At 45.4% G+C, this 11,399-nt stretch carries 9 protein-coding genes, 1 tRNA gene and 1 pseudogene; 3 read left to right on the forward strand and 8 right to left on the reverse strand.

The genetic code is table 11. The features are described from left to right. Positions 1-278: 278 nt before the first annotated feature. From D5398_RS03430 to D5398_RS03445, 5 genes and pseudogenes are all read right to left on the reverse strand, one after another. Positions 279-2,909 carry a hypothetical protein gene (locus D5398_RS03430; RefSeq protein ID WP_244216704.1) on the reverse strand — a complete coding sequence of 877 codons (2,631 nt, stop codon included), beginning with the start codon at positions 2,907-2,909 and terminating at the stop codon, positions 279-281. Then, entirely contained in the window at positions 2,872-3,531 is a 660-nt protein-coding gene (locus tag D5398_RS25585) for a hypothetical protein (protein WP_244216705.1), read from the reverse strand. Before D5398_RS25585 ends, D5398_RS03430 begins: the two co-directional genes overlap by 38 nt. 289 nt (positions 3,532-3,820) lie before the next feature. Continuing rightward, positions 3,821-5,029, reverse strand: a pseudogene (locus tag D5398_RS03435) (tyrosine-type recombinase/integrase). Between the two features lie 195 nt (positions 5,030-5,224). Next, positions 5,225-5,301, reverse strand: a tRNA-Arg gene (locus D5398_RS03440). A gap of 146 nt (positions 5,302-5,447) precedes the next feature. After that, positions 5,448-6,359 (reverse strand): L-lactate dehydrogenase, encoded by a 912-nt coding sequence (locus tag D5398_RS03445; RefSeq protein WP_120506337.1) that lies wholly within the window; start codon positions 6,357-6,359, stop codon positions 5,448-5,450. A gap of 196 nt (positions 6,360-6,555) precedes the next feature. Here D5398_RS03445 and folD point away from each other — a divergent pair, with 196 nt between their 5' ends. Further along, the gene (folD, locus tag D5398_RS03450; protein WP_120506338.1) at positions 6,556-7,428 is read left to right on the forward strand and encodes a bifunctional methylenetetrahydrofolate dehydrogenase/methenyltetrahydrofolate cyclohydrolase FolD; all 873 of its coding nucleotides are present in this window, start codon (positions 6,556-6,558) and stop codon (positions 7,426-7,428) included. 32 nt (positions 7,429-7,460) lie between these two features. Next, positions 7,461-7,679, forward strand: coding sequence for a ribosome-associated protein YbcJ (ybcJ, locus tag D5398_RS03455; protein ID WP_112287597.1), 219 nt, complete (start codon positions 7,461-7,463; stop codon positions 7,677-7,679). 77 nt (positions 7,680-7,756) lie between these two features. Here the strand turns inward: ybcJ and D5398_RS03460 are convergent, their stop codons facing one another. Beyond that, the gene (locus D5398_RS03460; RefSeq protein ID WP_120506339.1) at positions 7,757-8,827 is read right to left on the reverse strand and encodes a DUF1176 domain-containing protein; all 1,071 of its coding nucleotides are present in this window, start codon (positions 8,825-8,827) and stop codon (positions 7,757-7,759) included. 253 nt (positions 8,828-9,080) lie between these two features. On the opposite strand from D5398_RS03460, the gene D5398_RS03465 reads away from it, so the two are divergent. Continuing rightward, positions 9,081-10,256, forward strand: coding sequence for a DUF3298 domain-containing protein (locus tag D5398_RS03465; protein WP_120506340.1), 1,176 nt, complete (start codon positions 9,081-9,083; stop codon positions 10,254-10,256). Positions 10,257-10,349: 93 nt separating this feature from the next. On the opposite strand, the gene nudK is transcribed toward D5398_RS03465, so the two are convergent. Together nudK and D5398_RS03475 are read right to left on the reverse strand one after the other, a co-directional pair. After that, the gene (gene nudK / locus D5398_RS03470; protein WP_120506341.1) at positions 10,350-10,940 is read right to left on the reverse strand and encodes a GDP-mannose pyrophosphatase NudK; all 591 of its coding nucleotides are present in this window, start codon (positions 10,938-10,940) and stop codon (positions 10,350-10,352) included. Between the two features lie 72 nt (positions 10,941-11,012). Beyond that, entirely contained in the window at positions 11,013-11,297 is a 285-nt protein-coding gene (locus D5398_RS03475) for a winged helix-turn-helix domain-containing protein (protein ID WP_208645890.1), read from the reverse strand. Between the last annotated feature and the right edge of the window lie 102 nt (positions 11,298-11,399).

Below are 11,399 nucleotides of genomic sequence, written 5' to 3' on the forward strand. Positions count from 1 at the left end.
ATCACATCACGGACTTGAATGTGTTGTTGAGTTGTAGAGTAAGGAAATAACCCATCAGAGATTGCTGTGTTATATACAACAATTAAGATTAATTATTGGAATTATTAAAATTCCTCTAAACTGAGAAGCATTTAAGCCAGTTGTAATTTGAAAGATACTTTTATAACTAACCGAAACTGTCAGTTCAGCTCTGAGTTAATACATGTTTCCTGTGTGATTTTCAAAGAACTGTTTTGAACCCGCCCCCTTAAAGAGGCGGTGTTCCTCATAGCATAATACTATTTGGCATTTATCAACTCTAATAATGGAGCATCAGCTACATCATCTGGAATATATGGATCATCGTCATCTAAATTGACACCAATACAATCAACATCATTCAAGCCAATTTCCCATGCCCACCTAACATCTAACGTACTCATTTCTATTCCTAGACTCTCTTTTCGTGGAGAATCAGTAGTAATATTCTTTAGCATTGCATCACATCCGAGATAAAATTTTCCGCAGGAATGATAAGCAGCAAGGAATCTATCAAGGTTGACATTGTTATCGGGAGTCATCGTGTTAGTTCGGCTGATCATCGTCATTCTTTTAGTCATTGGAGAATTCTTCATATTCTCAGATATCAGTACTCTATAATGAGCTGGTTTTTTAACTGAGATACCTTTGACGATACAAACACGTAATCTGGATTTATTATCTGATAAGCCTACAGATGATATAAGATCTTTAAAAATATCTTCACCCACACAGGAGTCTTTAAATAGAAGATATAATCCTGGGTGACATGCTTTGAATTGAACGAAGCCCACCCCTTTCCAGCGTGTTCTATCCCACAGACGAGGTTTGATTAGACTTTGTATGGAATAATCTTTATGTGTTATATTTTCGGAGTTAAGTTCCTTTTCAGGCATTCTTCCTTTTCCAAATGTTGGATCATCTACATACTCGATGTCCAACACTTTCGGAAATTCACTATCCCAGGATTTATCTCTTAGAAGAGGGTAGGTTTTCTTTTCAGCATTTGTGGAATAAATTTTCTTAATTTGTTGATCAATATCATTTCCAAGAACATTTTCAATAGCTTTGATACAGGCACCGAAACTAATTGCTCTGTCGAATGCAGCATCTTCGAATATCATTTTTTCAATGTATTCTGTATTTGTTATAAAAAATAATTCGGGGACAAGAACAAATACTATTTTCTTGAATTCATTGGTGATTTTTTGTTGAGTATCGATTCTAAAATCACTTGTATCAAAACCAGAACAATTTACTGTAAGGTTTAGTTTTCCACTATTGCTATTTATTTCATGTGATAAGGATAAGTCACCTTCGTCATCTGCTATTACTTCAATAATTAAAAATGCCTCTTTCAGATGGATGTTATCAATCGTACAAGTTGCAAAAGCACTCTCTAAAAGTGATAAGATATTAGTTGAAAACTCTATAAATGGTGACCGATTCGGAAAGTTAATTTCTATGGTGCATCCAAAAATAAAAGATGTATGTACTCCTCGTTTGTCATGGCTATCTTTTATACCTTGAATATTAAATCCAGCATCAAAGTCACGTATTTTTTGCAAAAAATCATTATTATCATTATCTGCAATAACTTCGTACTCACGCGCAAAATATTCAATATAACCTAAAGCATATTTAAGACATCCCGATGATACAAAAAGGCCTAATCTATCGAGTTCATCAGGAATATTACTCTGTCGATTTATTTCCTTTAGATTAGTGTTCAAAATGAGTTGACTTATGTAAAAATCGACCTGCTGACTTTCTTTATCACTGAACGAGCTATCACTGATATTCTGGTTAATTATTAAAAACAATTCATACCATAAAAGGGCATGTGCTAATTTCCCTAGTTTTATTTCTGTTAGGCATAAACTATAATAAATCTCAGCCTGCTTTAATGATATCTCATCATACTTCCAGTAGTTCTCTGTAATCAAAGAAGCGGATAGAAGCAAGCTTGAACGTGAACTCCATAGCAACCCAATGGATTCGTAAGCATAAGCAATAGCTTTTAATGCTAATATAAAATTATCTCGTGATTCCTCTTTATAGAGTGGAATAAAAGATTTTCCTAAATACTTGATTGCCTGATAATGGTGACCATTTTGAATCCTCTTTATACCTCTTCGTAGATTTAATAATGCCCCTTTAACTTCACCACCTCTAACAGCAGATTGCTCAGTCATATAGTCTAATAAATTTTCATATGCATCTACCTCGAAAAAAATGTCATCTAGTTCGTTCAATAGTTGGAAGTTTTTCTCAAAGGGATAGCCTATTAAATTCCCACTATTTTTAAAAATTTCATGTAACTCTTCAAATACAACCGAAGCATCTTCTACATCTGAAAACGTTGTCAATTTATAAATAGCTTTGTGAGTTCTCGCTGTGAGTGCATTACTGGGACGTGATTCATCGTCAGCTATCTCATCTAGTTTGGCGAGCATGTTACGTTCAATATTCTCGATGTCGATTGTAGATGTTGCGTTGTTAAGTCTAATGTAACTTTTATGAACTGTTACTAAGTTTAATACTTTCTCCCATTTTGAGGAATTAGTTGAGGATGCTATACTTTCATAGGCTAATTGAAGATTTTCTTCGAGGAGATTAAAATCTTCCATCCAAAAATGGGACTTCCAGGCGTATTGATAATACGCATCTAACAATTGTTGATTAGTCCCGAATTTTTTTGAGATTTTTATTGCTCTTTCAAATAGACCTTGTGTTTCAATTAGTGGTTTCTCAAGTTCAGCGCTTAACTCTGCAATTTCTAAAAATATATCCACTTGTTCATATGAAATTTCAGCAGGGTTTATTTTCTCTCTAATATACTCGGTTAATTCTTCATGTTTTTTTATGTTTCTTATAATCATTTTCTCCAAAAATAACTTCTCTTTTATATTGGGTTGGAACTGACAATGAATCAATGACCAATTGCTCAAAATGGTTTTTGTAAATTTGATCTAATAGCCAATTAATATCTAATATACGGACATCTATTCCAGTTTTTGTTTTTAGTGTATCCTCAACCTCTGAACGAATATTGGACTTTGCAGATTGATTCGTTACGCAAAATACTTTAGTATACCCACGCTCTGTTTCTTTTATCTTAAGTACATCTTCATGACATTTTTTCTTCCAGTCTTTACGGGTACTTACCGCAAAGGCCCAACGTTCTTTATTTGATGTATCATTAACTCCTTCGAACCAAAGAATCTTACTTTGTTCCGAAACTGGAAAGGTTTGTGTGTCAGTTTTACCATCGCCACCAGCTACAGGGCCAGTCTGCTCAAGGAGATTAGGGCAAATTATTTTCTCACATATTCTTTTTGCAAAATCTTCGAATTGCAATTCTTGATTTCTTGTATTTAGAGTAGAAAGAAAATGTTCAAGTACAACTCTATCTAAAGACCCTGTTTCTCGGATCGTTGAATCAGAAAATTTTTCTGGACGACGACGCTTTAAAAATTCTTTAGATGAAAATTTGGCTTCCTGTACTTTCATGATTTTTATGCTCCATTTGTCACCGACATCAAACCGTTGTGTTTATTCACTGGAATTATTATTCCTACTGTTATTTTGAATAAAACACCAGTAGTGGGCCTATGTTCAGACAAGCTAGCTATGTAATCACTATACCACTGCATCATTTCTCGCCACCCTTCCAGATACTGTGCATGGTTGTGCCCCACGAACCGCGTTTTAATTCACATTTGCAAGCTGTGGCTCAATTTACGTCGAGCTACAGCATTGCTTGTAGCGATAGATGCTACATCCTGTAGCTGCAGAAAATTTATGCCTTTTTACGAATATTTACTGCGATTCCCCTAGCCTCCAACCCATCCACAAAGTCCCCATACCACTGCAACATCTCCCTACGCTGCTCCAGATACTGCGCATGGTTGTACGTGCCACGAATAGTGTTCTTATCCACATGAGCAAGCTGTAACTCGATCCATGCCGTGTTATAGCCTTGTTCGTGCAAGATAGTACTCATCGTGTGCCTGAAACCATGGCCAGTCGCCTTTCCGTGATACCCAATCCTTTTCAGTACCTGATTAATACTCGCTTCGCTCATCGGCTTGGTGATGTCGTTACGCCCAGGGAATACCAGATTGTAGCGACCTGTCACAGCCTGGATTTCACGTAGTGCTGCCACAACCTGATCGGACAATGGCACCAGATGTGGGCGGCGCATCTTCATCCTTTCTACCGGAACTTCCTAAACTCGCTTATCAAAATCGAACTCTTACCATTCGGCCATACGGAGTTCAACAGTACGAACTCCTGTTAACATTAGAATCTTTGTCGCCAGTCGAGTTATTGGGCTACCGGAATAAGCGGCGAGAGCCTCTAAGAATGCAGGAAGTTCATCCGCTAACAGGTGCGGATAGTGCACAGATTTTGGCGGAGTTAGTGCACTTGCTAGCTCGGATGCTGGGTTAGATTCAGCGCGACCCGTAACAATGGCGTAACGAAACACCTGGTTGCAGGCCTGCCGGATTTTACGCAGCTTGTCGAGAACACCACGTTTTTCGAGTTTACGAAGTGAGCTGAGGATCTCCAGAGGCTTGATTTCTGTAATCGGGCGTTTACCAATATATGGGAATATATCGTTTTCAAACGCTTCCATAATGTCTTCCGCGTAGCCTTTGGACCAGTTAGGGCGTTTGTACTCATGCCATTCCAGGGCGACCGCTTTGAAGGTATTTTCCACTGTCGCTTTGCGAGCTTGTTTCTCAACCTTTTTCTGTTCACTGGGGTCGATAGCGTTAGCAACTTGCCGTTTAGCTTCATCTCTTCGCTGCCTCGCATCAGATAAAGAAATCTCAGGATAGATACCCAACGCCAACATCTTTTGTTTACCTTCAAAACGGTACTGTAAGCGCCAGTATTTAGATCCATTGGGGTGAACAATTAAATGCATTCCTTCGCCGTCGGTCAGCTTGTAAGGCTTATCCGTGGGCTTTGCACTTCTTACCTTCACATCGGTTAATGCCATTTGAGGCCCTCCGTTGCTGGCTGCTGGTACAAGATTCCATTGAACGGGGATGTACCATCACATATACCAACAGATACTACTTGATGCCGGTAGGTGTAGGTAGACTCTGAGAGAATTTCGACGCGCTAAAATCAGTCAACTCACTGAATTTCAGGCATAAAAAAAGACGTCAGATGACGTCTGTTTACTTCGAAATGGTACGCCCTACAGGGCTCGAACCTGTGACCTACGGCTTAGAAGGCCGTTGCTCTATCCAACTGAGCTAAGGGCGCATTGCTTGTCCCTTTCGGGAGCGTTGCGGGTTCGGATTATACGGGCAGACCGGGATGAGTCAATGGCTTTCGAACTCACTGCTTAATGCCTGAACAATTTGCAGATATTCCCGGACGGCTTTGCAACGTTATGTCATGAGTATCGGCTATTTTTCGGATTGCAGCGCGGCAGCGATAACGCGGGCGGAAGCGTGATACGCCACACCTTCGTAAGCTGTCAGTTCCGGTTGAAGCGTTTGCACGATACCTTTTTTACCAATGACCGCTGGCTGACCAATATAAACACCGAGCTCCTCATCCTTAGCGGAAACAGGATAGATGCTGTGCGCGTCTGACAAAATCGCATCGACCAGCCGTGCTGTGGCAGTAGCAATACCAAAACTGGTCCAGCCCTTCCCTTGCAGGATGTTCCAACCTCCGCCACGTACGGCGTCGTCCATTTTGGCCCAGTCGACGTCACGGTCGCCTGCCAGCTCTGCCACAGGGCGACCGCCCAGCGTCACCGTGCTCCAGGCGACAAACTGTGATTCACCGTGCTCGCCCATCACATATCCGGTCACGCTTTTCGGATCGATACCAAAGAATTCGCCAACCACACGTTTCATGCGTGCGGTATCCAGCGACGTACCGGTGCCGAATACCTGCGAGTCAGGGAATCCGCTGGTCTGCTGGATAATCTGGGTAATGACATCGCACGGATTCGTGATGTTGACGATGACGCCGCCGAAGCCGCTGGCAATCACGCGGGGGATCACTTCCCGAACGGCAGCGCGGGTCTCAGCGAGTTCTTCGAGGCGGTCTTCGCGCAGTAAGGTTTTAGGACCTACTGCAATCACCAGAACGTCGGCGTCTTGCAGTTCGCTGTAATCATTGGCGATGACCTGCACGCGGGAAGCGGTCAGCGACGCCATATCACGTAACTCCAGCGCCTGACTGGCGGCTTTAGGTTCATTCTCATCGAGCAGAACAATCACGTCACACAATCCCTGTGTGACTAAAGAAAATGCAACGTCAGCGCCGACATGACCGGCACCTATGATCCCCACTTTGCGCGCCATTCTTTCCTTTCCTTATGATTTAAAAAGACCTGCTTCTAAAATAGCCACTTTTTCCGCCACTGTCTCAGCTTAAATTCCCGCCGGTAATTCTGCCGGTATAAAACAAGTAATTCGCATTCAGCGCCTGACAGCGCGCGCCGCTTCTGCCAAAATAGGCGCATCCCCTGCATTTATTAATTGATGGATTTACTCCCTGATGGCAGCAAAGATTATTGACGGTAAAACGATTGCGCAGCAAGTCAGAAGCGAAGTTGCAGCGCGTGTCCAACAACGACTGGCCGAAGGAAAACGTGCTCCGGGCCTGGCGGTAGTCCTGGTGGGTGAAAACCCGGCGTCACAAATTTATGTCGCCAGCAAACGCCGTTCGTGTGAAGAAGTCGGGTTCATTTCACGCTCTTACGATTTACCCGCCACCACCACCGAAGGCGAGTTGCTGGGTTTAATTGATAAACTGAATAACGACAGCGAAATCGACGGCATTCTGGTTCAGCTTCCGCTGCCAGCTGGTATCGATAACATTAAAGTGCTGGAACGTATTCATCCGGATAAAGACGTTGATGGATTCCATCCGTATAACGTTGGTCGTCTTTGCCAGCGTGCGCCAACACTGCGCCCTTGCACACCGCGCGGCATCGTAACCCTGCTTGAGCGTTACGGCATCGATACTTTCGGTCTGAACGCGGTGGTTATCGGGGCTTCCAACATTGTTGGCCGTCCGATGAGCATGGAATTACTGCTGGCCGGTTGCACCACGACCGTTACGCATCGTTTCACCAAAAATTTGCGCCATCATGTCGAGAATGCCGATCTGGTGGTTGTCGCCGTCGGCAAACCAGGCTTTATTCCCGGTGAATGGATTAAACCGGGCGCGATTGTCATTGATGTCGGTATTAACCGTCTGGAAAGTGGTAAAGTTGTCGGCGATGTGGAATATGATGCCGCCGCTGAGCGCGCTTCCTTTATCACACCGGTGCCGGGCGGCGTTGGCCCGATGACGGTCGCGACGCTGATTCAAAATACCTTGCAGGCGTGCGAGGAATATCACGACATCAGCGCCAGTAAGCCTTAAACAATTCGCACTACACAAAAAGTCAGGAACACATGGAAACTTTCTTTCTCGAAAAACACCCGCACGTAGAACTGTGCGACCTGCTCAAATTTATGGGCTGGTGTGACAGCGGCGGTACTGCGAAAGCAGTGATTGCTGAAGGCCAGGTTATGGTCAACGGTAAAGTCGAAACCCGTAAACGCTGCAAAATCGTTGCTGATATGAACGTTGAGTTCGCCAGCAATAAAGTCGTTGTTAAAGCGTCCGAGTAAAATACTCAGATTCTTTATGACAAAAAAAGCCCTGCAAGCTTCGCGCTGACAGGGCTTTTTGTTGTTGTACGTTCAAACTACGGGGTTTGCGTCACCCAAAGTACCGGCCATTCGCCCCCGCTGCTGTAACCATCGCAGCTCGGTTCAGAAGCAAACGCCGCCAGACGAAAAACCTTCCCGTCGAATATCCAGCGTGATGAAACACCGCAATCCCCGATACCGCGCCCTTTGTCATACGTCGAAAGCATGCCCGTTTTAGGGTCGAAATCGGCATTGATCAGTTCCGGTGACTCTTCATCTTCGCCCAGTTTAAACGGCATATTCAGCGCCAGATCGTCCATCTTATAAGGCGCCTGCCGGCTGACCAGAAAACCCAGCGCGAACAGGTTATACGCACCCATATCGCAGTTTACGGTCATCAGCGCTTTGTCGCTGCTTAAGGCAAAAATATGCACTTCACGTTCAGAAGGATCCAGACTGCAATCGTTGTTCTCAATGGTTGTGGCAGCATTTTGCGTGATGGCGGAAATTTCAGATTCCGTTAACCCCTGCGGCTCGCTGAAACGAGGCAGAACAGGCGTGACCGGAACAGGCGGTACGGTATTTGCGGGTTTGGCCCCGCGGTTAACCCATGCCGTTTTGGTGCCGACGCGCCCCTGCTGGGCATCAATGGCAAGTAATGCGGCTTTTATCCCTTTCAGGGAAATCACCGGATGCACCGGCTGTGCCGGATCCGCTTTCCCCGCCAGCGAAATTGTGCTGCCCTCGCGAATGGTGGCGATAAAGTCATTCACCACCAGACGATTATTCGTGGAAAGATGTTTTTTACTGACATCCCATTCACGGTGATTAAAGCTCAGAGTTTTGCCATTCATTTGCAGGCGGCTGGCAATCGGCACATCAGCACTCTGTTCATCACTGTTACGTTGATAATCAATACTGACTGATGATTTTCCTTCCGGTCCGGCTTCACGGGAGATTTTCATGACCAGTTCCTGGCCATCCTGAGAATTGCGCGCGACACAATGGTTAAGGTTGTCACAACTGACCTGCCAGTCGCTATAAATAGCCTGTAACGGCTCAGCCTGCGTGCTAAAGGCCAGCATTGTGGTCAGCAGGTATAAAGGGGCGGTTATCCATCTGCACATTTTGAGTTTCAGCTCTGTTTGGATTTATCTTTCTGATAATAGCGTAACACCCGACAAGAGACTGCCAACAATGCAGCATTTTTTATTCGAAATAAGAAAGAGATACCCGGTCAGATTGTACTTTTGCAGAGGATAATTTTTCATCTGATATGAAATCACGTAATGGTGACGTAGCGAAACATTCAGTACACTGGCAAAGCCAATAACGAAAAATAATGGCAAAGGATGACTTTCATTTCTCCGGGAGATTCAGATGAAGTTATGGATTTGGCTGATAGCCTTGTTTTCACTACCCGCACTGGCTGAAGAGCCACCGGTGGTGTACTCCGGCACGCTGGGTAAAACCAGCATTGTGCTTGAGCTGGATTTAAATAAACCAGACGAAGTCACTGGTCGCTATTTCTATCAGAAATATCATTTAGATTTGCCCCTGAACGGTACGCTGGATGGTCAGGAACTAAAACTTCAGGAGGGCCTGGACGATTTTGACGATACGCCGCGTCCCGAGCTGGCCCTGACCAAAGATGAAAATGGCGGCTGGCAAGGCCACTGGACCAATCCGCAAGGAAAAACGTTGTCGGTATCGCTGCAACCCGTGCAACTGCCTGCTGCGGGCATGGACGACGGCTATCTGAGTGCGCTTATTCATACCGATCCCTACGAATATCTGCGGTTATCTGCGCTGCAACTCAAAGCAGGTAAAAGCGAGAACTTCATGGGTTACCAGCTGCAATGGTGGACGGAACCGCAATCTAAAATCAGCCTGTTTGAAATCGTTTCGGGCTATCCGGAAACGGAAATACAGGCGATTAACCAGAAATTGCGCACCCGTTTATGGCAGGAAGTCAGTGGCTGGCATGCCTGTATGCTCGGTGCGAGCCGGTTTGGTCAGGGAGAATATCAGCAGACTGTGACACCGGAATATCTGAGTGACGAAATCGTCAGTGTCAGCGTGTTTACGTCTTATGACTGCGGCGGTGCACATCCCGATTTCGGCGAAGCGCCAGTTAACCTCAATGCCAAAACCGCAGAAACCCTGACGCTGGAAGATGTGGTTTGGGTCGGTGAAGGTGCGCCTTTCCATTATCTGAACGCAGAAGACCGTACGCTGACGGGCAAAAATGACGTCGGTTTTGATACGTTTGCTGAGTACCGCGATAAAAAATGGGCACCGTGGCTGGTGAAACAGCTGACTGCAGCGCATCCGCAGCAAATGAAAAAACCGACCGAAGAAAGTGACGATGATTGTGATTATTCAGATCCGTCGGTCTGGCAATTCCCGGCGTGGTATTTCACGAACAAAGGACTGTATTTTGATCCGACCTTTGCCCGGGTATTACGTTCATGCGAAAGCCCGGAATGGACAGTTCTGCCGTGGTCAGCGATGAAAGGTCACGCTGGCAGCGTTGCCATCAGCCAGGAACCGTAAAAGACAAAAGGCACCCGTAGGTTAATGCCGGTCACTTGAGGTGACGGCATTAACCCGCAAGTGCCTTTTTACTGAAACTCAGTGAGGATAATGTTACGCCAGCCAGCCCTGAATTTGCGCATGTTGTAACAGCATGATGGTTTTGCCGTCTTTAATGCGGCCATCTTTGATCATCGCCAGCGCCTCGGTGAACGGCACTTCCAACACATCGATATCTTCATCTTCCACGCCACCACCGGCGTTCTGACGCTGTGACTCATCGTATTCCGCGGCAAAAAAGTGAACAATTTCCGTCACGCTGCCCGGCGACATGTAGGCCTCAAACAATTTATCTACCTTGCCCACCGCAAAACCCGTTTCTTCAATCGCTTCTTTACGGATGCAGTCTTCCGGCGAATCGTTGTCCAGTAAACCCGCACAAGTTTCCAGCAGCATCCCGGTCGGGTTGCCATTGACGTAGGTCGGCATACGGAATTGTTTGATCAGCAAAACTGTTTTTTTAGGCCGGTTATAAAGCAGGATAGTCGCCCCGTTTCCCCGGTCATACACTTCACGGGACTGCGGCTGCCGTTCGCCATTGCGCTTGATTAAATCGTAGGTGTATTTGCGAAGTACATACCAGTTATCAGAGAGTAACTGGTTCTGGACATTTTCGATTCTGGATGACTTGTCATGAGATGACATATTGCGTGCCTCCGCTCAGAAGTGGTGAGAGAAGCCAGACAGCATAGCCGGATTCAGCCGCAGCCGCTACAGTCAACCGTGCTCAATCGCGGCCAGAAGTTGTTCGCTATGACGCTCAATCCATTGGGGATCGAACGGCCCCCAGCTCGAGAGCTGATAATAACCGTCGTTGTTGCGCACACCCTGCTGCACAAACTCCAGCCCGACGCCCATTCCGGGCAGTGCTTTCAGCACATCCTGCAAAGTGCGCCGCGGCCAGCCGGTGATTTCCATCAGTTTTGGTACATTCGGTTTTTGTTCATTATTGAGCAACCAGCAAAGATATAAACGACGGGCAAACACGGAATTCATGGGCAAACTCATCTGGACAGCTCCTGCGGGGTGTCATAAAAATGAAGATAGCCAAAGAGTAGACTGTTTCGGCGAATATCGCTGAGAGATAACCCCGTGTACGGGGTG

The organism is Rahnella bruchi (assembly GCF_003614975.1).
GTDB classification, from domain to species: Bacteria; Pseudomonadota; Gammaproteobacteria; order Enterobacterales; family Enterobacteriaceae; genus Rahnella; species Rahnella bruchi.

Coding starts and splice junctions, on each gene's coding strand:
- ybcJ (WP_112287597.1), top strand. CDS start 7,461: ATGGAAACTTTCTTTCTCGAAAAACACCCGCACGTAGAACTGTGCGAC.
- D5398_RS03465 (WP_120506340.1), top strand. CDS start 9,081: ATGAAGTTATGGATTTGGCTGATAGCCTTGTTTTCACTACCCGCACTG.
- D5398_RS03460 (WP_120506339.1), bottom strand. CDS start 8,827: ATGTGCAGATGGATAACCGCCCCTTTATACCTGCTGACCACAATGCTG.
- nudK (WP_120506341.1), bottom strand. CDS start 10,940: ATGTCATCTCATGACAAGTCATCCAGAATCGAAAATGTCCAGAACCAG.
- D5398_RS25585 (WP_244216705.1), bottom strand. CDS start 3,531: ATGAAAGTACAGGAAGCCAAATTTTCATCTAAAGAATTTTTAAAGCGT.
- D5398_RS03445 (WP_120506337.1), bottom strand. CDS start 6,359: ATGGCGCGCAAAGTGGGGATCATAGGTGCCGGTCATGTCGGCGCTGAC.
- folD (WP_120506338.1), top strand. CDS start 6,556: ATGGCAGCAAAGATTATTGACGGTAAAACGATTGCGCAGCAAGTCAGA.